Origin of the sequence: Streptomyces sp. NBC_00683, assembly GCF_036226745.1 — a bacterium.
In the GTDB taxonomy this organism is placed as follows: domain Bacteria; phylum Actinomycetota; class Actinomycetes; order Streptomycetales; family Streptomycetaceae; genus Streptomyces.
Window position 1 is genome coordinate 4,606,694 of the sequence record NZ_CP109013.1, and the last position, 23,057, is coordinate 4,629,750.

The window sequence follows — 23,057 nt, forward strand, 5'->3', positions numbered from 1 at the left end:
ACGGCGGGACAGCCCCTGGCCGCGCCAGTAGTGTTCTGGGGTGAGCAGAGCTGCGAAGGACGTCCGGCTGACCGCCGGCGACGCCGAGTTGACCGTTGACCCCGTCCATGGCTGCCGGATCCGCAGCCTGCGGATCGGTGGCACCGAACTGCTGCGCCAGGGCGAGCGGTACGGCTGCTTCCCGATGGTGCCGTGGTGCGGCCGCACCGAGAACGGCCTGTTCCGCAACGGCAGCGAGCTGCACCGGCTGCCGGTGGACTCCCCGCCGCACGCGATCCACGGCACCGGCCGCGACACCGCCTGGCAGCCCGCCCGGCAGGACGAGGCGGAGGCTGCCTTCTTCTACGACCTGACCGACCCGTGGCCGTACGAGGGCCGGGTGACGCAGTCCTTCGAACTGACCGAGGACGCGCTGACGCTCCGTATGGGCGTCGAGACGTACGGGAATTCCTTCCCGGCACAGGCGGGCTGGCACCCCTGGTTCCTCCGTAACACCGGCGGCCAGGATGTGCGGATCGACTTCGACGCCGCCTGGCAGGAGGAGCGCGGCGACAACCACCTGCCGACCGGCCGCCGGATCGACCCCCTCCCCGGCCCCTGGGACGACTGCTTCGGGATGCCCGAGGGCGTCGATGTGAAGCTCACCTGGCCCGAGCAGCTGGAGCTGACGGTGAAGAGCCGGGACGAGTGGGTGGTCATCTATGACGAGCAGCCCGAGGCCGTGTGTGTGGAGCCGCAGTCGGGCCCGCCGAACGGGCTGAACACCCTGCCCCGGCTGGTCACCCCGATCGACCCGCTCGAGATCGTGACGACCTGGAGCTGGGTGCGGCTCTGAGACCTGGCCGCGGCGCGGCCGCGGCAGCGCTTACCCTCGTGAGCATGACTGACGTACGCGCTGAGCTGCTCCAGCAGATCAAGGACAAGGCCGTGGTGCACGGCAAAGTGACCCTCTCCTCGGGTCTGGAAGCCGACTGGTACATCGACCTGCGCCGGATCACGCTGGACGGCAAGGCCGCGCCGCTGGTCGGCCAGGTGATGCTCGATGCCACCGCCGAGCTGGACTACGACTGCGTCGGCGGTCTGACGCTGGGCGCCGACCCGGTCGCCACCTCGATGCTGCACGCCTCCGCGGCGCGCGGGAAGAGCCTCGACGCGTTCGTCGTCCGCAAGGCTCAGAAGGCGCACGGGATGCAGCGCCGGATCGAGGGCACGGACGTCAAGGGCCGCCGCTGCCTCGTCGTCGAGGACACCTCGACCACCGGTGGTTCCCCGCTGACCGCGGTCGAGGCGGTGCGCGAGGCCGGGGGTGAGGTCGTCGCCGTCGCCGTGATCGTGGAGCGGGGTGCCGCTCCGGCGATCGCCGAGGCCGGTCTGCCCTACGTCAACGCCTACGGGGTCGCGGACCTCGACCTGGCCTGACCTGCACGTTTCCTGAAGGGCGGCCGGTTTCACGTGAAACCGGCCGCCCTTCGCGTACGCCCGTAAAGATGCTCCGGCCACGGGCCGGGTGGAGCCGGGGCGAGAGTCTGGAAAGATGGGGGCGACGATGACGTCGCCCCCAGGTCAGGGACCAGCACTGCACACCCGCACATCCCAAGGAGCGGACAGATGCCCATCGCAACCCCCGAGGTCTACGCCGAGATGCTCGACCGGGCGAAGGCAGGCAAGTTCGCCTACCCGGCCATCAATGTGACGTCGACCCAGACCCTGCACGCTGCGCTGCGCGGCTTCGCGGAGGCGGAGAGCGACGGCATCGTCCAGATCTCCACCGGTGGGGCTGAATTCCTGGGCGGCCAGCACAACAAGGACATGGTGACGGGCGCCGTAGCCCTGGCCGAGTTCGCGCACATCGTCGCCGCCAAGTACGACGTCACGGTCGCCCTGCACACCGACCACTGCCCCAAGGACAAGCTGGACACGTACGTCCGTCCGCTGATCGAGGTCTCCGCGGAGCGCGTCGCCAAGGGCCTGAACCCGCTGTTCCAGTCCCACATGTGGGACGGTTCGGCCGAGACCCTCGCCGACAACCTGGCCATCGGCCAGGAGCTGCTCGCCAAGGCCGCCGCCGCCAAGATCATCCTTGAGGTCGAGATCACCCCGACCGGTGGCGAGGAGGACGGCGTCACGCACGAGATCAACGACGAGCTGTACACGACCGTCGACGACGCGCTGCGTACCGCCGAGGCGCTCGGTCTGGGCGAGAAGGGCCGCTACCTGCTGGCAGCGTCCTTCGGCAACGTCCACGGCGTCTACAAGCCGGGCAACGTCGTCCTGCGTCCCGAGCTCCTCAAGGACCTTCAGGAGGGCGTCGGCGCCAAGTACGGCAAGGCCGCGGGCAGCCAGCCGTTCGACTTCGTCTTCCACGGCGGCTCCGGCTCCACGGCCGAGGAGATCGCCACCGCGCTGGAGAACGGCGTCGTGAAGATGAACCTCGACACCGACACCCAGTACGCCTTCACCCGCCCGATCGTGGACCACATGTTCCGCAACTACGACGGTGTGCTGAAGGTCGACGGCGAGGTCGGCAACAAGAAGGTCTACGACCCGCGCAGCTGGGGCAAGTCCGCCGAGGCGGGCATGGCCGCGCGTGTCACGCAGGCCTGTGCCGACCTGCGCTCCACGGGCACCAAGCTGAAGTAAGTACGTCACGGACGCACCGGGCCCGGTCCCCCTTTCCTGGGGTGCCGGGCCCGTTCCGTGTCCGACCGAACCATGAGGAAACCGCTGTGAGTACGCCTGCGCGCTACGACTTCGACACCGTCATCGACCGCCGTGGCACCTGGTGCGTCCAATGGGACGGGGTCGCCGACCGGTTCGGGGTGGACGGGCTGCTGCCGTTCACGATCTCCGACATGGACTTCGAGACCGCGCCCGAGGTGCTGGGCGCGCTGCGCGCCCGGCTCGACCACGGGGTCCTCGGCTACACGACCTGGCAGCAGGACGACTTCCGGTCGGCGATCGCGCACTGGTACGCGACCAGGTACGGCACGGAGCTCGACACCGGCCGGCTCGTCTACGGGCCCTCCGTGCTCAGCCAGCTCTCGCAGCTGCTGCAGATGTGGACGGGCGAGGGGGACGGCGTGGTCGTCCACACCCCCACGTACGACGGCTTCCGGAAGGCGATCACCGGGCTCGGGCGGGAGCTGCGGGGGGTGCCGGTGGGGGACACCGAGGCGCTCGAGCGGGAGCTGGAGCGGGCCGACGCGAAGGTGCTCGTGCTGTGCTCCCCGCACAACCCGACGGGGCGGGTGTGGACGGAGGCCGAGCTGCGGGAGACGGCGGCGCTCGCCCGGCGCCACGGGGTCGCTGTGATCAGCGATGAGATCCACGCGGACTTCGTGCACGACGGATACGTGCACGTGCCGTGGACACGGGTGGCCGGTGACGGGCGCTGGGCGGTGATCAGCTCCGCTTCGAAGTCGTTCAACTTTCCGGCGCTGACCGGTTCGTACGGGATCATCGGCGATCCGGCGGACCGGGCGGAGTACCTGCGGCGCATGGAGACGGCGGAGGGGCTCGCCTCACCGGCCGTGCTGTCGCTGACGGCGCACATCGCCGCGTACCGGGAGGGCGGGGCGTGGCTGGACGAGGTACGGGAGTACGTCGCCGGGAATCTCGCGCTGATCGCGGAGCGGCTGAACGGGGCGTTCCCCGAGCTCGGGTGGGAGCCGCCCCAGGCGGGCTATCTGGCCTGGATCGATCTGCGCCCCCTGGGTGTGGACGACGAGGCGCTGCAGCGGGTGCTGATCGATCGGGAGAAGGTCGCGATCATGCCGGGTGCGGTGTACGGGGCGCCGGGGTTCCTCCGGCTGAACGCGGGGTGCCCGCGGAGCAAGGTGGAGGCCGGGGTGGCGGCGCTGGTGCGGGGCGTGGGGGCGGTTCGGTAGAGGATGCGGGTTGCGGGGCCGCGGTGCGGGGTGCGCCTGCGGCGGGCTGTTCCCCTGCCCGCCCCTTCCCGAACCGGGGCTCCGCCCCGGACCCCGCTCCTCAATCGCCGGAGGGGCTTGGATGTGGGCCGGCAATCGCCGGCAGGACTTCATGTGGGCTCGCCCCGATGGCCCGGGGCGGAGGGAGCCGCGATGCTGCTCGTATGACAGACGCGGCCGACGGCGCAATCCGGGTTGCCTCGCCCGCCGGGCGGTGGATCGTCCTGACGACCGTCCTCGGGTCGAGCATGGCCCTCCTCGACTCCACGGTCATCAACGTCGCCCTCCCCCGGATCGGCGAGGACCTCGACACCGACCTCGCCGCGCTCCAGTGGACCGTCAACGCCTACATGCTCACGCTGGCCGGGCTGATCCTGCTCGGCGGTGCGCTCGGGGACAGGTTCGGCAGGCGGCGGGTCTTCGTGATCGGCGTCGTCTGGTTCGCCGTGGCCTCGCTGCTCTGCGGGCTGGCGCCCAACGCTGCCGTCCTGATCGCGGCGCGCGCCCTCCAGGGCGTCGGTGGCGCCCTGCTCACCCCCGGTTCGCTGGCGCTCATCCAGGCGAGTTTCCATCCCGACGACCGGGCCCGCGCCGTGGGGCTGTGGTCGGGGCTCGGCGGGGTCGGTGCCGCCGTCGGGCCGTTCGTCGGGGGCTGGCTCGTGGACGGGCCCGGCTGGCGCTGGGTGTTCCTGCTCAACCTCCCGCTCGCCGCGGTCTGCCTGCCCGTCGCCCTGCGCCACGTACCGGAGTCCCGGGATCCGGAGGCCCATGGCCGGTTCGACGTGCTCGGAGCCGCGCTCGCGGCCCTGGCGCTCGCTCTGGTCACCTACGCGCTGATCGAGGTACCGGTGCAGGGCGCGTCCGCAACGGTCGTCGGGGCTGCGATCGGCGGCGTGCTGCTCGGGGTGGCGTTCGTCCAGGTGGAACGCCACCGGGCCGACCCCATGGTGCCGCCGTCGATCTTCGCGTCCCGGCAGTTCACCGCCGTCAACATCGTGACGTTCTGCGTGTACGCGGCTCTCGGCGGATTCTTCTTCCTCTCCGCGATCCAGCTCCAGGTCGTCGCCGGCTACTCGGCGCTCGGCGCGGGCACGGCGCTCCTGCCGACCACCGTGCTCATGCTGCTCTTCTCCGCGTCCGCCGGTGACCTCGGCCGGCGCATCGGGCCACGGATCCCGCTCACGGTCGGCCCCCTGCTGGCGGCGGCCGGGATGCTGCTGTTCCTGCGGGTCGGCCCGGGCGCCTCGCTCTCCTCGTACTTCCAGGACGTCCTGCCGGCCGTCCTGGTGCTGGGCATCGGCATGGTCATCCTGGTGGCGCCGCTCACCGCGACCGTCCTGGCCGCCGTGGACACGGGGCGGGCCGGGCTCGCCAGCGGGATCAACAACGCGGCGGCGCGGGCGGCGGGACTGCTCGCCGTGGCCGCGCTGCCGCTCCTCGCCGGGATGGGCCCGGAGGCGTACCGCGATGCCGGGGAGTTCGCCGCGACCTTCCGCCGGGCGATGCCGATGTGCGCCGGGCTGCTGGTGGCGGGGTCGGTGATCGCCTGGTCGACGGTACGGACGACCCCGGAGGCGGCACGCGGGTGCAGGCCCGAATGCACGACGCACTGCGGGGTAACGGCCCCGCCCCTCGAGCCGGAACGGCAGACGGCGGGACGGGCGGGCGGAACGTAGTCGCCCGGGTGTCCACGATGCGGGCGGAGCCAGGCACACTTGAACCATGTCCATCCACGAGAACCTGCTCGGGGGCCCCGCCCCGACCCACCTGCCCGACGACCCGGAGCCGCGCGAGCTCCTCGCCGGCGGCGCCGCGCCCGCCGATGTCGCGGCGAAGTACCCCACGTCCTCGCTGGCCTGGGCCCAGCTCGCCGACGAGGCGTACGAGGGAGGCCGGGTCATCGAGTCGTACGCGTACGCCCGTACCGGCTACCACCGTGGTCTCGACGCGCTGCGCCGGGCGGGCTGGAAGGGCCACGGCCCCGTCCCGTTCGAGCACGAGCCGAACCGTGGCTTCCTGCGCGCCCTGCACGCCCTCGCGCGCGCCGCGCAGTCGATCGGTGAGCAGGAGGAGTACGAGCGCTGCTCGTCGTTCCTCCGCGACTCCTCGCAGACCGCAGCCGACACCCTGGGCTGAGCCCCCTCCGCACCCGTCGGGCCCCGCAGGCAGCACCCTCGCCTGCGGGGCCCGACGCGTCCCGCGCGGCTCCGGTTTAGGATGCGAGCAGGGGACCGGAGCTCCACCACCTCAGAGGAAGGGGCGGACCGCTACCCGGAAGCTCGTGTCGAGGAGACAGAAATGTCGACGATCAACCCCGACCCCGAAGCCACCGGTGCGGACACCCCGCACCTGGACTTCGCGGGAACGACTCCGTACGAGGACTATGTCCAGGCGGATGTCCTGACCCATCTCCAGCACCTTCGCTCGGACGATCCCGGCGAGATGGTCTTCCTGGTCACCACCCAGGTCATGGAGCTGTGGTTCACGGTCATCGTCCATGAGTGGGAGACCGCGACCCGTGCCCTGCGCGAGGACCGCATACCCGTCGCACGCGACGCCCTGAAGCGTTCGCTCCGGGAGCTCGAGGCACTGAACGCCTCCTGGAAGCCGCTGGCCGGCCTCACTCCCGCCCAGTTCAACTCCTACCGGGGCTCCCTCGGCGAGGGCTCCGGTTTCCAGTCGGCGATGTACCGGCGGATGGAGTTCCTGCTGGGTGACAAGTCCGCGTCCATGCTCGTGCCGCACCGGGGTGCTCCCCGTGTCCACGCCGAGCTGGAGAAGGCGCTCCACGAGCCGGGCCTGTACGACGAGACGCTCGCCCTGCTCGCCCGGCGCGGTCACGCGGTGCCGCAGTCGGTGCTCGACCGGGACCTGTCGCAGAAGTACGAGCCGTCCCCCGTGGTCGAGGCGATCTGGGCGGAGATCTACGCCAGTCCCGACCAGAACGACGAGCTCGTGCGGCTCGGCGAGGTGCTGACCGACGTCGGCGAGCTGGTGTGGCGCTGGCGCAACGACCACCTGGTCGCCACCCGGCGTGCGATGGGTTCGAAGACCGGTACCGGAGGTTCGGCCGGGGTCGCCTGGCTGGAGAAGCGGGCCACCAAGAACGTGTTCCCCGAGCTGTGGACGGCGCGCAGCCATGTCTGATCTCTACGAGCGTGCACAGGCGCTCGACGCCGCCGACGAGCTGGCCGGCCGACGCGAGCTGTTCAGCCTCGACGACACCGTCTACCTCGACGGGAACTCGCTGGGCGCGCTGCCCAGCCACGTCCCCGCACGCATGCAGGACGTCATCACCCGGGAGTGGGGCGCCCTGCGCATCCGCTCCTGGGACGAGAGCGGCTGGTGGACCGCACCCGAGCGGATCGGCGACCGGATCGCCCCGCTGGTCGGGGCCGCCGCCGGGCAGATCGTGGTCGGCGACTCCACCAGCGTGAACGTCTTCAAGGCGGTGGTCGCCGCGAGCCGTCTGGCCGCCGACGGCCGCGACGAGATCCTGGTCGACGCCACGACGTTCCCCACGGACGGGTACATCGCCGAGTCCGCGGCCCGGATGACGGGCCACCGCATCGTCCCGGTCGTCCCGGCCGACGTGCCGGCCGCACTCGGCCCCCGTACGGCGGTCGTCCTGCTCAATCACGTCGACTACCGCACGGGCAGGCTGCACGACCTGCCGGGTCTCACCGACGCCGTCCACGCGGCGGGTGCCCTCGCGGTCTGGGACCTGTGCCACAGTGCGGGCGCCCTGCCGGTCGGCCTCGACGCCCACGGGGTGGACCTGGCCGTCGGCTGCACGTACAAGTACCTGAACGGCGGCCCCGGTTCGCCCGCCTACCTGTACGTCGCCGAACGCCACCAGGCGGCCTTCGACTCGCCCCTGCCCGGCTGGACCTCGCACGCCGACCCGTTCGGGATGACCCCCGAGTACACCCCGGCGGACGGTTCCGTACGGGGCCGGGTCGGCACCCCGGACATCCTCTCCATGCTGGCGCTCGAAGCGGCGCTGGACGTGTGGGAGGGCGTCACGGTCGAGGCCGTACGGGCCAAGTCCCTCGCCCTGACGGACTTCTTCCTGGAGTGCGTCGCCGCGTACGTCCCCGAGGGCCGGGTCGTCCCGGTCACCCCGGCCGGCCACGCGGAGCGCGGGAGCCAGGTCTCGCTGCGGTGCGAGAACGCGGACGACACCGAGCCGGTGATGCGCGCGCTCATCGAGCGTGGCGTGATCGGCGACCTGCGCCGCCCGGACGTGCTGCGGTTCGGCTTCACCCCGCTGTACGTCGGCTTCGCGGACGCGGAACGCGCCGCGCGGATCCTGGCGGAGGTACTGGCCGCCTAGGCCTCCTGTCCCGGACGGGCCCGGTCCTCGATGACCGGGTCCGTCCGGTCCTGCCGCCGGTCCGACGACGGCCCGCCGTACTGATACCGTCCCCGCAGGTCAGTCCAGTTGGGCATATGCGTAGGACGGTTGGAGCAGCATGTCGGATTCTGCCGCGCGTGATCGTGACGCCGCCGAGACCGAGTCGGCGTTCGCGCATCCGGTGGTCGCCCCCGATCGGTCCGCGGCCTATGGCAGCCACCCCGACCAGGTGATCGACTTCTTCGCTCCGCGCGACGGCCGGACCGGGGCGCCGCTCGTGGTCGTCCTGCACGGCGGGGCCTGGCGTGCCCCGTACGACCGGCATCATGTGTCGCCGTTCGCGGACTTCCTGGCCCGGCGCGGGTTCGCCGTCGCCAGCGTCGAGTACCGGCGCGGCAGCGAGATCCCGCAGCAGGGCGGGGCCGGTCCGGTCGCGGGGCGCTGGCCCGAGACGTTCGACGACGTGGCCGCGGCGATGGACGCCCTGCCGGTGCTCGCCGCCCGGGAGCTGCCGCAGGCCGACATACGGCGGACCGTGGTCACCGGGCACTCGGCGGGCGGACAGCTGGCCCTGTGGGCCGCCGCCCGGCACGTGCTTCCGCTCGGTTCGCCGTGGCGGCTGCCCGCGCCGCCGCCGCTGCGCGGAGTCGTCGCGCTGGCGCCGATCGGTGACTTCACGAGCGCCGTCGAGCTGGACGTCTGCTCCGGTGCCGTGCGGCAACTCCTAGGCAAGGAAGCGGACTTCGAGGAACGCAGGTTGCACGCCGATCCGGCCGAGCTGCTCCCGACCGGGATCGCGACGGCCGTCGTCCAGGGCGTCGACGACCTCACCGTGCCGCAGGCGGTCGCGGAGGCGTTCGTGGACGCCGCGGCGAAGGCGGGGGAGATGGTCGGGCTGACGCTGCTGGACGCGGTGGGGCACTTTCCGCTGATCGACCCGTCGGCCGACGCGTGCGCGGTGGTGGCGGAGGAGATCGCCCAGCTGGCCTGGTAGTACTTGCGACGGACGGCCCAGGATCCGCATCACTGCTGACGACCCCGGCCGCGGTGGCGCCTACCTTGGGGAGCGTGACCGAGACGAAGACCAGAAGCCCCGAGCTCCGGCTGGCCGCAGGGGCGATAGACGGCCTGCGGCAGGACCTCTTCCACAACGTTTTCGACTACCGTCCGCTGGACCCCCTGGGCACCGGCGGTCCGGTGGTCAAGAGGCTGCCCAGGGCGATCCGGAAGCGGGCGGTCTGGACGCCGCACGCGGTGGTCGGCGTGGTCGCGCTGATCTCGCTGCTGGCCGGAGTGTTCGAGGCGAACACCTACTCGGTGTTCGGGATAGCGACGCTCATCGCCGGTGTGGTGCCGTCCGCCGCCCTGCTGATGACGCTGGTCCGCCCCGTTCTCGCGTTCTGGGTGTCGCTCGCGACCACGCCGCTGGTGGCCGTCGCGGGCCACGGGGACTGGCCGTGGGGGCCGAACGCCTTCGCCTGCCACCTGGGTGTGCTGATCGTCGTCGCGGCGAGGACCCGGCCGCGTACGGCCGCGTGGATGTGGCTGATCACCCTGGTCGCCGGGTCCTTCCTGGAGAACTTCGGAAGCGGTTACTCCCCCACCACCGGGCCCATGGCCGTCGCCTCCGCCTTCGCCCTGCTCCTGGTCACCGTCGTGCAGGTACGCCGTGACGCCGAGCGCGAGGTGACCGTGCAGCGCACCGTCACCGCCGTCGAGCGCGACCGGCGCACGCTTCTGGAGGAGCGCACCACCATCGCCCGTGAGCTGCACGACGTCGTCGCCCACCACATGTCCGTCGTCGCGATCCAGGCCGAGGCCGCCCCCTACCGTGTGGAGAACCCGCCGCCCGAGCTGGAGCAGGCCTTCGTCACGATCCGGGAGAACGCGGTCGCCGCGCTCACCGAGTTGCGCCGCGTCCTCGGTGTCGTACGGGCCGACGACTACGAGGCACCCGACGCCCCGCAGCCCACCCTGGCCGAGACCGACCGGCTGCTGGCCAATGTGCGGGAAGCGGGCCTGGAGACGGAGAAGACGGTCACCGGCGCGGTGCGCGAGCTTCCGCCGGGCGTCGAACTGTCGGCGTACCGGATCATCCAGGAGGCCCTGAGCAACACCCTCCGCCACGCTCCCGGCGCCACGGCCAAGGTGGAGATCGGGTACGTGCTCGGCGGGCTGGGGCTGCGGGTCGTCAACGGGCCCGCGACGGGGCTGGTCAAGCCGTCGCCCGGCGCCGGGCACGGGATCACGGGGATGCGGGAGCGGGTCGCGATGCTGAACGGTGAGATGACGGCCGGGGCCACGGGGGACGGCGGTTACGAGGTTGCCGTGTTCCTGCCCGTGGCGGCCGAGCGGACAGGTGCGGGGGAGGGTGGGGACGCGTGAACGACTCCACCATCCGGGTGCTGATCGTCGACGACCAGATGATGGTCCGCGAGGGTTTCTCCGTGCTGCTCAACGCGATGCCCGGCATCGAGGTCGTCGGCGAGGCCGTCGACGGCCGGCAGGCCGTCTCGCAGGTCGCGGCCCTGCGCCCCGACGTGGTGCTGATGGACATCCGGATGCCGGAGCTGAACGGCATCGAGGCCACCCGCGAGATCGTCGCCGCCGACGCGGACGCCAAGGTGCTCGTCCTGACCACGTTCGACCTGGACGAGTACGTGTACCAGGCGCTGCGCGCAGGAGCCTCGGGCTTCCTGCTCAAGGACGCCTCCGCCCGCCAGCTCGCCGACGGGGTACGGGTGGTGGCGTCGGGCGAGGCGCTGCTCGCGCCGACCGTGACCAGGCGGCTGATCAAGGAGTTCTCGAAGCTCGCCGAAGCACCCCGGCCGCCCGCCATGGCCAGGATCGGTGACCTCACCGAGCGCGAGACGGAGGTGCTCGTGCTGATCGCCCAGGGGCTGTCGAATCTGGAGATCGCCTCGCACCTGGTGGTCGCCGAGTCCACGATCAAGACGCATGTCAGCCGCATCCTGGTGAAGCTGGGGCTCAGGGACAGGACCCAGGCGGCCGTGTTCGCGTACGAGGCGCGGCTGGTCACACCCGGATAGCGTCGGGCTCATGCATGTGTCCTTCGACCCCTGGTCGCCGGCGTTCGTCGCCGATCCGTACCCCGCCTACGCCGCGCTGCGCGCCACCGGCCGGGCGCACTACTTCGAGCCGACCCGGCAGTGGCTGATCCCGCACTACTCCGATGTGTCGGGGCTGCTGCGCGACCGGCGCCTCGGCCGGACGTATCTGCACCGCTTCACCCACGACGAGTTCGGCCTCGAAGCCCCGCCCGCCGCCCACGAGCCCTTCCACACGCTCAACGGGCAGGGGATCCTCGATCTGGAGGCCCCCGACCACACCCGGATCAGACGGCTGGTCGCCAAGGCCTTCACGCCCCGCACGGTCGAGATGCTCGCCCCGGCCGTGGAGCGGCTGGCCGCCGGGCTCGTCGAGGACTTTGCCGCAGCGGGCGGCGGCGATCTGCTCACCGCGGTCGCCGAGCCGCTGCCCGTGGCGGTCATCGCCGAGATGCTCGGCATCCCGGAGTCCGACCGGGGGCTGCTGCGTCCCTGGTCTTCGGCGATCTGCGGGATGTTCGAGCTGAACCCGCCGGAGGAGAGGGCACGGGCCGCCGTGCAGGCGTCGGTCGAGTTCTCCGCGTATCTGCGGGGGCTGATCGAGGAGCGGCGCGGGGACCCCGGCACGGATCTGATCACCGCGCTCATCACCGCCCACGACGAGGAGGAGCGGCTGACCGAGCAGGAGATCATCTCCACCTGTGTGCTGCTGCTCAACGCGGGCCACGAGGCGACGGTCAACGCCACCGCGAACGGCTGGTGGACGCTTTTCCAGCACCCCGAGAAGCTGGCCTCCCTGCGCGGCGACCACAGTCTGCTGCCGACCGCGGTGGAGGAACTGCTGCGGTACGACACCCCGGTGCCCATGTTCGCCCGCTGGGTCCTGGACGACATCGAGATCGACGGCACCGTCATCCCGCGCGGCTCGCAGGTCGCGCTGCTCTTCGGCTCGGCGAACAGGGACCCGGAGCGCTTCGCCGAGGCCGGGACGCTGGATCTGTCCCGTGAGGACAACCCGCACATCGCGTTCGGGGCGGGCATCCACTACTGCCTGGGCGCACCGCTGGCCCGCCTCGAACTGGCGGCTTCGTTCGGTGAGTTGCTGCGCAGGGCACCCGCAATGCGGCTGTCGGCGGAACCGGAGTGGAAGCCGGGGTACGTGATCCGGGGGCTCCGGGAGCTACGGGTGGAGATCTGAGGAGGGGGCCCGGAGTGCCGGGCCCCCGTTCCGCTACTTCGTCTCCAGGTCCCGTCGGCGGAAGCCCTCCAGGCCCAGCCACAGGAGGGCGGCCGCGATCAGGGTGAGCACCGCCATCGGCGTCCAGCTCATCTCCGCGGCAGGCAGCTGGGGTACGTGCCCGAAGGGCGACACGTTGTTCATCCAGTGCGGGAACCGCAGCAGTTTGCCCAGGTAGCCGACGACGAACGCGTACACCGGTACGGCCCACGCCGCGGAGGCCGCCCGGGGCAGCCAGCCGAAGAGGACGGCCGCGACTCCGACGGTGACCCAGAGCGCCGGTGCGTACGCCAGCGAGGCTCCCACCAGCTTCGGGAACAGCCCGGTGTCCCCGGCCGACGCCGCCCCCGCGGCACCGATGCCGAGCCCGGCGAGGAGCAGCAGGAGCGTGCCGCCGGCCAGTGCGACGGCGAGGTGGCTGCCCGCCCAGCGGGTGCGGGACAGGCCGGTCGCGAGGAGGGGCTCCACCCGGCCCGCGTTCTCCTCGGACCTCGGCCGCAGGGCGGCCATCACCACGTACACGGCGGTGACGACGGCGAGGACCACCATGACCATCGACGCGAACGACTCGGCCATGGTCGTGCCGCCGACGTCCTCCAGCGCCTCGTGGAGCTGGTCGATGTTCTTCAGCATGTCGTCCGCGCTGCCGAGGATCGACCCGTACATGGCGCCCATCAGGAACACGCCGGCGCCGAAGCCGGCCAGCACGGAACGGTGCAGCCGCAGGGCGAAGCCCAGCGGCCGGGTCAGGAACGGGGACGCGACCGGGCTGCCGAGCCGTGCGGCACGCAGTCCGGCTCCCACGTCCCGCCGCGTGGACAGGACGAATCCCGCGCCCGCCGACAGCACGGCCAGTGCGAGGCAGAGCAGCAGCGGCCACCAGCGGTCGTCCACGTAGACGTAGGTGCGCTGCACCCAGCCGATCGGGGACAGCCAGGACAGTGCGTCGCTGCCGCCCGAGTCGCCGGCGGCCCGCAGGACGTAGGCGAGGCCGATGGCGGCCATGGCCATGCCGGAGGCGCCCCGGGTGTGCGCGGTGATCTGTGCGGTGACCGCCGCGACGGAGGCGAAGACGATGCCCACGGCCGCGTGGGCGAACCCGTAGAGCAGCGAGCCGCCGCCGTCGATGGAGCTGATGCCCATCGTGCCGAGGCCGAGGGCCAGCAGAGTGGCGAGTGCGAGATTGGCGAGCACCGCGACGGACAGGGCGGCGGCCAGGTGAGCATGCCGGCCGACGACGGTGGAGCGGACCAGCTCGGCCCGGTTCGTCTCCTCCTCGTCGCGGGTGTGCCGGGTGACGATCAGGATGCTCATGAGGCCGACCAGGACGGCCGTGAAGCCGAGCATCTGGTGGCCCAGCATCGAGCCGAAGGTGTAGTCGTCGAGGTAGTGCCCGGGCCCTGTCATGGCGAGCCCGGCGGGGCTCTCCATGGTGGTGACGACGGAGGCGCGGTCGGCCGGATCGGCGTACAGCGTCTTGTACTTGTCCGCAGTCGAGGCAGTTCCGATGAACAGGGCGAGGATCCACACGGGGAGCCGGACGCGGTCCCTGCGCAGGTTGAACCGGATCAGGGTGCGGGTTCCGGCGAGGGTGCCGCCACCGCCCGCGAGGGACCGGTCGGCCGCGGGTGCCCGGGTCGTGGTCGTGGCGGTCATCGGCCGTCTCCGTGCGGGTGGCCGCCCACGGAGAGCTCGTCGCCGTAGTGGCGCAGCATGAGCTCCTCCAGGGTCGGCGGGTGACTGGTCAGGCTGCGGACGCCGAACTCGGCGAGCTGGCGGACCGTGTCGTCGAGGTGGCCGCCGTCCACGTCGAACCGCACCCGGCCGGCGCCCTCGGTGCCTTCGGTGACGACCTGCACCCCGTGCACGCCGGGCAGTCCGTCGAGCCCGGTGGCCGGGCGGGCCGTCTCCGCCTCGATCGTCGTACGCGTCAGATGACGCATCTCGCTCAGCGACCCGGACTGCACGATCCGGCCGAGCCGGATGATGCTGACGCGGTCGGCCAGCTTCTCGACCTGGGCCAGGATGTGGCTGGAGAGCAGCACCGTCTTCCCCGCGGTCCTCGCCTGAAGGATCACGTCCTGGAAGACGACCTCCATCAGGGGGTCGAGTCCGGCGGTCGGTTCGTCGAGCAGCAGCAGCTCCGCGTCGGATGCGAGCGCGGCGACGATCGCGACCTTCTGCCGGTTGCCCTTGGAGTAGGCCCGGCCCTTCTTCGTCGGGTCGAGGTCGAAGCGCTCGATGAGCTCGGCACGGCGCTTCGGGTTGCTCGCCCCGCGCAGCCGCGAGAGCAGGTCGATGGCCTCGCCGCCGGTGAGGTTGGGCCACAGCTCGACGTCGCCGGGCACATAGGCCAGGCGCCGGTGCAGCTCGACGGCGTCGTTCCACGGGTCCTTGCCCAGCAGCTGTGCCGCGCCCGAGTCGGCGCGCAGGAGCCCCAGCAGGACCCGGATGGTGGTGGACTTTCCGGCGCCGTTGGGCCCGAGGAAGCCATGGACCTCGCCCGTTTCGACGTCCAGGTCGAGGCCGTCCAGTGCGTGTGTCCGGCCGAACGACTTGTGCAGTCCGGCGACGGTGATTGCCTTCGTCATGATTTTGAACGTACGCTAGATTCACAAAGTTGTGAAGTTAAGGAAGCGTATAAAGTTGGTCCCATGATCGGGGCAGGGGAGGCGACAGAGCGATGACCAGCCGGGCAGGGGAAGGCGCCGAGCGCGACGAGGAGGCGGTGTCGCGGTTCGTCGAGCGCTTCGCGGCCGAGATGACGGAGGCGGGTATGCAGCGGATGGCCTCACGGGTCTTCGCGGCGCTCCTCGCGGACGACGACGCCTCCATGACCTCGGCCGAGCTCGGCGAGCAGCTGCAGATCAGTCCGGCCGCGGTCTCGGGGGCGATCAACTACCTCACCCAGGTCAGCATGGTCGGCCGGGAGCGCGACCCGGGATCGCGCCGCGACCGCTACCGGCTGCACAACGAGATCTGGTACGCCACCTTCGCGAGCCGTGACCAGGTGCTGACGCGCTGGGAGCGCACCCTCAGGGACGGTGCGCGCTCCCTGGGCGAGGACACACCGGCCGGTGCGCGGATCGCCGAGACCGCGGAGTTCTTCGAGTTCCTGCAGACGGAGCTGGTCGGCGTGATGGACCGGTGGCGCGAGAGCCGAGGGGCGGCGGGCGGGAACTGATCCCGGGAACGGTCCCGGGCGGTCGGCGGGCGCCCGCACGGGTGACACCCACGCGGGTTCGCGGGCTCAGCGAGCCACCGGACCGGTGGGGCCGCCGGATCGCTGTCCGGCAGCCCCTGTGCCGGTCACGTCACCTGCCCGGGGCCGTCGCCGGCGGAAGTATCAGCCCCCACGCCCCCGCCCGCACCGTCCACGTCCGGGTCCGGACGGGGCCCGCGACCTGTATGTCCGCGCGGTAGCGGAAGTCCGGGCCGGAGACCGTGACCGCCTTGGCCTCCACCGTGACCGTTTCGCCGGACGTCGTGTGGATCACCACGTCCGCGAGGCCCCCGTCGCCCTGCGTGGTCACCGACACTCCCTCGACCGGCCGGTCGAGGTCGTTCAGCAGCACCCCGTCCGCCTCCACCCGCAGCCGGTGCGCGCGCGGTGGGGACGAGGGCGGGGCCGGGCGGACCAGGGCCGCCACCAGGCTCCGGCAGGTGTCCCAGACCGCCGTGACGCCCGTATGGGGCGCCTCGGGGCCCGGCGCCGGGCTCAGCGCGGGGATGCGGAGATCGCCCAGCACGACGCCGTCGCTGTCGTCGACCAGGAGGTCCAGCCGACGTGCGGCGCCCTCGAGCGCCGCACGGGCAGCGGCCACGGCGCCCCGGGGCACGCCGAGGGCATGGGCCAGTTCCAGCGCGTGCGGCGCGCCGACCGGGATCAGGGAGAGCGCACTGTCGGCCAGCTCCCGTTCCCGGTGGAGCTGGGCCACGGCGCGCAGCAGCGCGTGGTCGTCGCCGACGACCACGGGCCGTCGTCCGCCCCGCCGGGACAAGGCCCGGGCGAACTCGTCCGGACTGTCCGGAAGGCAGATCTTGGCGTGCGAACCCGCGCTCAGCACGTCCTTCGCGATACGCACGGACTCGCCGTCGAAGCGGCGGGCAAGGGGGTCGATGAGTACCAGTAGCTGGTGGTCGCCGTCGCCGGGGGGCTCTGCAGCCGACACCTCGGTCCTTCCTCGGGTAGCATCTTGGTGCAAGAGCCCCTTGCGCTATTGCGCCAGGGGCTTCGTCTATTCCGGGGCACCCGGTTCGACGGCTCAGGCTTTGCCGCACATCGTCGTGCGGCAGGTACGACCTTTACGTACGCCCCCTGACCTTGGACATGCCCCGCCCGGAAGGGGTGTACGCCTGTGCCCGCACTTGTGCTGCTCGGTGCTCAGTGGGGTGACGAGGGCAAGGGGAAGGCCACCGACCTCCTCGGTGGATCCGTGGACTATGTGGTGCGCTACCAAGGCGGCAACAATGCCGGCCACACGGTCGTCGTTGGCGACCAGAAGTACGCACTGCATCTCCTCCCCTCCGGAATCCTGTCGCCGAGCTGTACGCCGGTGATCGGTAACGGTGTCGTGATCGACCCGGCGGTCCTGCTCTCCGAGCTGAGCGGTCTGAACGAGCGAGGCGTCGACACGTCCAAGCTTCTGATCAGCGGCAATGCTCATTTGATCACCTCGTACCACACCACGGTCGACAAGGTGACGGAACGCTTCCTCGGCTCCCGCAAGATCGGTACCACCGGTCGCGGAATCGGACCCACGTACGCGGACAAGATCAACCGCGTCGGCATCCGGGTCCAGGACCTCTACGACGAGTCGATCCTCGTCCAGAAGGTCGAAGCCGCTCTCGACTTCAAGAACCAGATCCTCGCCAAGCTCTACAACCGGCGCGCGATCGAAGCCGGCAAGATCGTGGAGGAGCTGCTCACCTACGCGGAGCAGATCAAGCCGTACGTCGCCGACACGACGCTGATCCTGAACAACGCCATCGACGAGGGCAAGGTCGTCCTCTTCGAGGGCGGCCAGGGCACTCTGCTGGACGTCGACCACGGCACGTATCCCTTCGTCACCTCGTCGAACCCGACCGCGGGCGGTGCCTGCACCGGTTCCGGCGTGGGCCCGACGAAGATCAGCCGGGTCATCGGCATCCTCAAGGCGTACACCACCCGCGTCGGTGCCGGACCCTTCCCGACCGAACTTCTCGACGAGGACGGCGAGGCACTGCGCCGTATCGGCGGCGAACGCGGTGTCACCACCGGCCGTGACCGCCGCTGCGGCTGGTTCGACGCCCCGATCGCGCGGTACGCGACCCGGGTCAACGGACTCACGGACTTCTTCCTCACCAAGCTGGACGTGCTGACCGGCTGGGAGCAGATCCCGGTGTGTGTGGCGTACGAGATCGACGGCAAGCGCGTCGAGGAGCTCCCGTACAACCAGAGCGACTTCCACCACGCGAAGCCGATCTACGAGATGCTGCCGGGCTGGTCCGAGGACATCACGAAGGCCAAGACCTTCGACGACCTGCCGAAGAACGCGCGGGACTACGTGAAGGCGCTGGAGGAGATGTCCGGCGCTCCGATCTCCGCGATCGGTGTCGGCCCCGGCCGCACCGAGACGATCGAGATCAACTCCTTCCTGTAGGAGTCGTCCAGTAGTCGCCGTGACGGCGGCCGCCCCTGCCTCGGCAGGGCGGCCGCCGTCACGCGTTCCCGAACGGGGCGCGGAGGGTTCAGCCTTCGGCACACACCCGCGTCCCCTTGGGCATGGCGCACGGCAGATGGCCGTGGTTGAGCATGATCCCCTGTCCGCCGCCGCGGCTCAGATAGTCGAGGAATCCCGCGGCGGGCGAGCCGGCGGGCGGGCGGCCGTAGGTGTAGGCGTACTCGATCTCGCGGAACGGGTACGTGGAGGCGTCGATGTCGTCGATGGACGGGGTGGTGCCGTCGATGGCCAGCTGGTGCAGCCCCCTCAGGTCCTCGCCCTTGCGCAGTTCGCTGTAGCCGATCGCGCCCTCGACCGAGGCGACCTGGTCCAGGACCTCCTGGGTGCCGTTGAGCTCGCAGCGGATGTAGGGGACCGACGGGTCGTCCTTGGTGGTGCAGTCGCGGGAGGAGAACGTGGGTTCGCCGCCCCCCAGCACCCGGCGCCCGAACACCTCGCGCGTGCCGGAGTCGGCGTCCCTGCTGATCAGCTTGATCGTCAGATCGGGGCCGCCCGCCTCGTTCCAGTTGGTGATCTCGCCGCGGTAGATCCTCCGGATGGTGTCGAGGCTCAGGTTCCGCACCCGGACGTGGTCGTTGACGACGAGGTGGAAGAGCGAGACGCCGATGGGGGTCTCGCTCAGCTTCGTGTACGCCGAGGGCTTCACGCCGTCGGAGAAGGCGACGACCGCGTTGCCGGGCCGGGACTTCGCCTCGCCGGCGAGCCGGCGCAGGCCCTCCGCGCTGCCGCGCGCCTTCACCTCGATGCGGACGCCGTCGCACTTCTCCTCGAGCTGCTCCTCCACCGCGTCCAGGACAGGACCGAACGCCGTGGAGCCGGTGACCGTCAGGCTGCCCGGGGCGCACTCGATCGGCGGCGGCGGGGCGTTCCGTACGAGGATGATCGAGGCGAGCGTGACGACGCAGGCCGTCAGGGCCACCGTGATGATCCGTGCGGAGCGGCTGAACACGGGGGGCTTCTCGTCCGGCCGGAGTGCCTGGTTCGGGGTCACCTCGCCGTCCCGGATGCCGCCGGTGACCCTGATCGGGCTGCCCACGTGGGAGCCGGTGAGCAGGACCAGGAGCTTGAAGTGCTCGTTCCGGTTGAGCGGGACGCGCGGCAGCCGGATGAGGGACCCGGTGTGCCGCAGCCCGGCCGCCGGTGTGAAGTGGTCCATCAGGTGGTCGGCGCCCGGGGAGTGGGTCACGGCGACCCCGCGGACGGTACGGCCGGTGAACTCGGCGGTCAGGCCGTGGAGCTGCTCGCCGCGCCCGGTGTAGTCGTCGTTGGCGATCGACTGCGAGCCGTCGTTCTCGACGCGGAGCAGTACGAGGGTGGCGTCGGCCATGTCCGGGGTCTCGCTGAAGAGTCCGAGCCGTACGTTGGCCCGGCCCTGGCTGACCCCGCTGCCTATCGGGGTGTCCATCTGGACGCGGTAGCCGATGCGTTTGCGGCGCGGTACACGGCGTTCGTACCAGAGCACGCCCGCGGAGGTCGCCACGCCCACTGCGGCGGTGAGGACGGCGATGACGTTCTCGGGGTCGAACCACGCCATGGTTGCCTGCGCTCCCTCGTGGGTGCGGTGTGCCGGTTCGCGTCACCGTACGGTCCGGGGCAGGCCGGGGGGCGGGTGGCCGGATTCCTTCGGATGAAGTTCGTCCTGCGTTCAACCTGACGGTCTTCGGGGGCAGTTGGCGCGGGGGTTTCGGGCAGGGGGAATCCTGGTCTAGACCTTGACAGGTCCAGACCATCGACGGTTGAGTGTCGGTCACCCCCATGGCGGCGCATGGTCATCGCCGGCGCCGCGCCGAAGGAGTGATCACGTGGTCAAACGTGTCATGAGCCTGTTGACCGCCTTGTGTGCGGTCGTCGCGGCCCTCGTCTTTCTCCCCGCCGCCACTGCCTCGGCTGCGGCCTGCGCCCCGGCCTGGAACTCCTCGTCCGTGTACTGGGGCGGCGGAACCGCCTCGTACAACGGGCACAACTGGCTGGCGAAGTGGTGGACCCAGAACGAGCGTCCCGGCACCGTCGACGTCTGGGCCGACCAGGGCAGCTGCGGTGGCGGTACGGACCCGGGTGAGCCGAACCCCTCCGGATTCGTCGTCAGCGAGGCCCAGTTCAACCAGATGTTCCCGGGCCGGAACTCGTTCTACACCTACAGCGGCCTGACGGCGGCACTGAGCGCCTACCCGGGCTTCGCCAACACGGGCAGCGACACCGTCAAGAAGCAGGAAGCGGCGGCGTTCCTCGCCAACGTCAGCCACGAGACCGGCGGACTGGTCCACATCGTGGAGCAGAACACGGCCAACTACCCCCACTACTGCGACACCAGCCAGTCCTACGGCTGCCCCGCAGGCCAGGCCGCCTACTACGGCCGCGGCCCGATCCAGCTCAGCTGGAACTTCAACTACAAGGCCGCCGGTGACGCGCTCGGCATCGACCTGCTCGGCAACCCGTGGCAGGTGGAGCAGAACGCCTCCATCGCCTGGAAGACCGGTCTCTGGTACTGGAACACCCAGAGCGGCCCCGGCACGATGACGCCCCACAACGCCATCGTCAACGGCGCCGGATTCGGCGAGACGATCCGCTCGATCAACGGCAGCATCGAGTGCAACGGCGGCAACCCCGCCCAGGTGCAGAGCCGCATCGACAAGTACCAGGCGTTCGTCCAGATCCTCGGCACGACCCCCGGCGGCAACCTGAGCTGCTGACGTTTCGGTGCCCCCACCCGGACGGGGGGCGTGCCCGGCCACTGCGGCCGGGTGCGCCCCCCGATTCGGTTTCCGGGGCAGCCGGTTGGCAGGATCACGCAGCATGACACCGGACAGCACGACACCGCCCGCCAGCACCGGGGCCCGGCTCGCCCTGATCGACAGCGTCCTCGCCCTGCCCTTCCCCGCGGGGGAGGAGAGCGAGGACGGCGGCGTACGCAGCAGCGGCCCTGGGCACCACCTTGTGATCCTGCGGGCGAGTCAGGACTTCTGGGACGACCGCTCCCCCGAGCTCGTCGAACCGGCCGAGCAGGAGATCGAAGCCGAATTCAGCGCTGTCGCCACCGCGTTGACGGAGCGGTGGGGCGAGCCGGACACCGTTGACCTGTGGCCCTATCTGGACCTGGGCGGCCCGGCCCCGGAACCGATGGGGCAGCTCTGCAATCTGGCGGGCAGCATGCAGGTCTGGCGCCTTCCGCCGGGGGAGCGGGAGGGCGGAGGGGACGGTGAGCCGCAGGGCGGGCGCTGGCTCGGCCTGGCCGTGGGTCAGGCCGATCCCGAATTCCCCATCTGGCTGCTCGCCGCCGTCGGCGAGACCGCGACGCTGCCCGCGTAGAGGTCGGGCGGAGTCAGAGCAGCGCCGGTTTCACGGACATCAGCAGGTGCTGGTGCTGCCGCGTGTCCTCGGCGCCCGTGATCATCGCGCGTTGGCCGGGCCCCATCAGGCTCATCCGGACCGTCGGCTCCTCCAAGGAGGACAGGGCGTCCAGGAGGTACGCGGGGTTGAAGGCGACCGTCATCTCCTCGGCGCCCTCCAGCGTGGCCGGCAGCCGCTGCGAGGCCACATCGTCCTCGTAACCCGCCTGCAGCAGCACCGAACCGTCCGGTGCCGAGAAGGTCATCTGCAGCGGGCTGCCGCCGTCCGCCACGACGGAGACGCGCTTCACCGCCTCCACCAGCCGGACGCGGTCCGTCACCGCGAACGCGGGGTCCGCCAGCGCGAACAGCTTGTCGTGGCGCGGCAGTCGGCCGTCCAGCAGGCGCACCGTCGTACGCATCCCGGCGTGCTCGAAGCCGACCGAACCCGCGTCCACGGCGACGCTGACCAGACCCGACCGGCCCATCGACCGGGCGATCTCGGTCAGCCTGCGGGCCGACACCACGACATCGGCGGAGACATCGGGCGCCGTCGCCTTCCAGGGCAGGGTGCGCACCGCGAAGCGGTACCGGTCGGTGGCCGCCAGCGTCATCGTGGAGCCGTCGAGCCCGAGCCGGATCCCGGTGAGCGTCGGCAGGGTGTCGTCCCGCCCCGCGGCCACCGTCACCTGGGCGACGGCCGCGGCGAACGCGGCGGCGTCCACAGCGCCGCGGACCTCGGGCAGCGGCGGCAGCGCGGGATAGTCGTCGAGCGGCAGCAACGAGAGCCCGAACCGGACGCCGTCCCCCGTCACCGTGAACCGCGAGCCCTCCACCGCGCACTCCACGGGTCCGTCGGGGAGCACCTTGCAGATGTCGAGCAGCCGCCGGCCCATGACCAGCGCCTTCCCGGTCCGTACGGTCCGGGCCTCCACCTCGATGCGCGCGGAGGCCTCGAAGTCCAGCCCGCAGACACTCAGCCGGCCGCCGGACACCTCGAGAAGCAGGCCGCCCAGAACGGGCACGGGTGACCGCGTCGGCAGCACGCGCGCCGCCCAGGCCACCGCATCGGCCAGTGCGCCGCGCTCGATGCTGAACTCCATGGCAGGGGCCTCTCGTCCGGTGTGCGACACGGTCGAGAAACACGGTAGGCGCCGCCACTGACAATCACCGGTGGAGACGACAGCGACCACCCCCGTGGGCCGCTGCCGCCACGCCTGCCGGCGTCCCCCGGATCCGGGACGCCTTGACGTCCCCCGACGTCCCCCGGACGTCCCGGAACACCCCTCGGACTCTAGGCGGACGGGGCGGTGGACCGGGAGATTCAATTCGCATGGTGAGGGTCTCGCGGGGGTATCAGACCGCACAGCCGAACCGGTACTCTGCACTCCGGTTTTCGGGTACGAGCGGGGGATGTGTG

Annotated in this window: 21 protein-coding genes; 16 read left to right on the forward strand and 5 right to left on the reverse strand. The window is 71.2% G+C overall.

Annotated elements, in window-relative coordinates:
* The first annotated feature begins 40 nt into the window (after positions 1 to 40).
* The 12 genes from OG257_RS20680 to OG257_RS20735 all read left to right on the forward strand — a co-directional run bounded on the left by OG257_RS20680 (position 41) and on the right by OG257_RS20735 (position 12,549).
* Complete coding sequence (locus OG257_RS20680; protein WP_329209523.1) at positions 41 to 835, forward strand: aldose epimerase family protein; 795 nt, start codon at positions 41 to 43, stop codon at positions 833 to 835.
* Between the two features lie 44 nt (positions 836 to 879).
* On the forward strand, positions 880 to 1,419 hold the full coding sequence (gene pyrE / locus OG257_RS20685) for an orotate phosphoribosyltransferase (RefSeq protein WP_329209525.1): 540 nt from the start codon (positions 880 to 882) through the stop codon (positions 1,417 to 1,419).
* Between the two features lie 189 nt (positions 1,420 to 1,608).
* Complete coding sequence (gene fbaA / locus OG257_RS20690; RefSeq protein ID WP_329209526.1) at positions 1,609 to 2,640, forward strand: class II fructose-bisphosphate aldolase; 1,032 nt, start codon at positions 1,609 to 1,611, stop codon at positions 2,638 to 2,640.
* 86 nt (positions 2,641 to 2,726) lie between these two features.
* Positions 2,727 to 3,887, forward strand: coding sequence for a MalY/PatB family protein (locus OG257_RS20695; protein ID WP_329209528.1), 1,161 nt, complete (start codon positions 2,727 to 2,729; stop codon positions 3,885 to 3,887).
* A gap of 203 nt (positions 3,888 to 4,090) precedes the next feature.
* Positions 4,091 to 5,602, forward strand: a complete 1,512-nt coding sequence (locus tag OG257_RS20700) for an MFS transporter (protein ID WP_329209530.1) — start codon at positions 4,091 to 4,093, stop codon at positions 5,600 to 5,602.
* Positions 5,603 to 5,648: 46 nt separating this feature from the next.
* A complete protein-coding gene (locus OG257_RS20705) occupies positions 5,649 to 6,062 on the forward strand; it encodes a DUF3151 domain-containing protein (RefSeq protein WP_329209531.1) in 414 nt (137 codons plus the stop codon).
* 162 nt (positions 6,063 to 6,224) lie between these two features.
* A complete protein-coding gene (locus tag OG257_RS20710; RefSeq protein WP_329209533.1) occupies positions 6,225 to 7,073 on the forward strand; it encodes a tryptophan 2,3-dioxygenase family protein in 849 nt (282 codons plus the stop codon).
* Positions 7,066 to 8,262, forward strand: a complete 1,197-nt coding sequence (gene kynU, locus OG257_RS20715) for a kynureninase (protein ID WP_329209535.1) — start codon at positions 7,066 to 7,068, stop codon at positions 8,260 to 8,262. The genes OG257_RS20710 and kynU overlap by 8 nt, the downstream gene beginning before the upstream one ends.
* Before the next feature lie 139 nt (positions 8,263 to 8,401).
* Complete coding sequence (locus OG257_RS20720) at positions 8,402 to 9,277, forward strand: alpha/beta hydrolase family protein (RefSeq protein WP_329209536.1); 876 nt, start codon at positions 8,402 to 8,404, stop codon at positions 9,275 to 9,277.
* Positions 9,278 to 9,351: 74 nt separating this feature from the next.
* Positions 9,352 to 10,668, forward strand: a complete 1,317-nt coding sequence (locus OG257_RS20725) for a sensor histidine kinase (protein WP_329209538.1) — start codon at positions 9,352 to 9,354, stop codon at positions 10,666 to 10,668.
* Positions 10,665 to 11,333, forward strand: a complete 669-nt coding sequence (locus OG257_RS20730) for a response regulator transcription factor (RefSeq protein ID WP_329209540.1) — start codon at positions 10,665 to 10,667, stop codon at positions 11,331 to 11,333. Before OG257_RS20725 ends, OG257_RS20730 begins: the two co-directional genes overlap by 4 nt.
* A gap of 10 nt (positions 11,334 to 11,343) precedes the next feature.
* Positions 11,344 to 12,549, forward strand: a complete 1,206-nt coding sequence (locus tag OG257_RS20735; RefSeq protein ID WP_329209541.1) for a cytochrome P450 — start codon at positions 11,344 to 11,346, stop codon at positions 12,547 to 12,549.
* Between the two features lie 33 nt (positions 12,550 to 12,582).
* Here OG257_RS20735 and OG257_RS20740 read toward each other — a convergent pair whose 3' ends face one another.
* Positions 12,583 to 14,244: an ABC transporter permease gene (locus OG257_RS20740; protein ID WP_329209543.1), complete on the reverse strand. Its 1,662-nt coding sequence runs from the start codon at positions 14,242 to 14,244 to the stop codon at positions 12,583 to 12,585.
* Positions 14,241 to 15,179, reverse strand: a complete 939-nt coding sequence (locus OG257_RS20745) for an ABC transporter ATP-binding protein (RefSeq protein WP_329209545.1) — start codon at positions 15,177 to 15,179, stop codon at positions 14,241 to 14,243. The genes OG257_RS20740 and OG257_RS20745 overlap by 4 nt, the downstream gene beginning before the upstream one ends.
* Positions 15,180 to 15,271: 92 nt before the next feature.
* Here OG257_RS20745 and OG257_RS20750 point away from each other — a divergent pair, with 92 nt between their 5' ends.
* On the forward strand, positions 15,272 to 15,772 hold the full coding sequence (locus OG257_RS20750) for a GbsR/MarR family transcriptional regulator (RefSeq protein ID WP_329209547.1): 501 nt from the start codon (positions 15,272 to 15,274) through the stop codon (positions 15,770 to 15,772).
* Positions 15,773 to 15,902: 130 nt separating this feature from the next.
* Here OG257_RS20750 and OG257_RS20755 read toward each other — a convergent pair whose 3' ends face one another.
* Positions 15,903 to 16,760 (reverse strand): diacylglycerol kinase, encoded by an 858-nt coding sequence (locus tag OG257_RS20755; protein WP_329209548.1) that lies wholly within the window; start codon positions 16,758 to 16,760, stop codon positions 15,903 to 15,905.
* A gap of 186 nt (positions 16,761 to 16,946) precedes the next feature.
* Between OG257_RS20755 and OG257_RS20760 the strand changes: the two genes are divergently transcribed.
* Positions 16,947 to 18,230, forward strand: a complete 1,284-nt coding sequence (locus OG257_RS20760) for an adenylosuccinate synthase (protein WP_329209549.1) — start codon at positions 16,947 to 16,949, stop codon at positions 18,228 to 18,230.
* An 88-nt stretch (positions 18,231 to 18,318) separates the two neighbouring features.
* Here the strand turns inward: OG257_RS20760 and OG257_RS20765 are convergent, their stop codons facing one another.
* Positions 18,319 to 19,845 carry a PstS family phosphate ABC transporter substrate-binding protein gene (locus OG257_RS20765; protein WP_329209551.1) on the reverse strand — a complete coding sequence of 509 codons (1,527 nt, stop codon included), beginning with the start codon at positions 19,843 to 19,845 and terminating at the stop codon, positions 18,319 to 18,321.
* 268 nt (positions 19,846 to 20,113) lie between these two features.
* Between OG257_RS20765 and OG257_RS20770 the strand changes: the two genes are divergently transcribed.
* Positions 20,114 to 21,001, forward strand: a complete 888-nt coding sequence (locus OG257_RS20770) for a glycoside hydrolase family 19 protein (RefSeq protein WP_329209553.1) — start codon at positions 20,114 to 20,116, stop codon at positions 20,999 to 21,001.
* A 103-nt stretch (positions 21,002 to 21,104) separates the two neighbouring features.
* Positions 21,105 to 21,617, forward strand: a complete 513-nt coding sequence (locus tag OG257_RS20775) for a hypothetical protein (protein WP_329209554.1) — start codon at positions 21,105 to 21,107, stop codon at positions 21,615 to 21,617.
* 13 nt (positions 21,618 to 21,630) lie between these two features.
* On the opposite strand, the gene dnaN is transcribed toward OG257_RS20775, so the two are convergent.
* Positions 21,631 to 22,740 (reverse strand): DNA polymerase III subunit beta, encoded by a 1,110-nt coding sequence (gene dnaN / locus OG257_RS20780; RefSeq protein ID WP_329209556.1) that lies wholly within the window; start codon positions 22,738 to 22,740, stop codon positions 21,631 to 21,633.
* Positions 22,741 to 23,057: the final 317 nt, after the last annotated feature.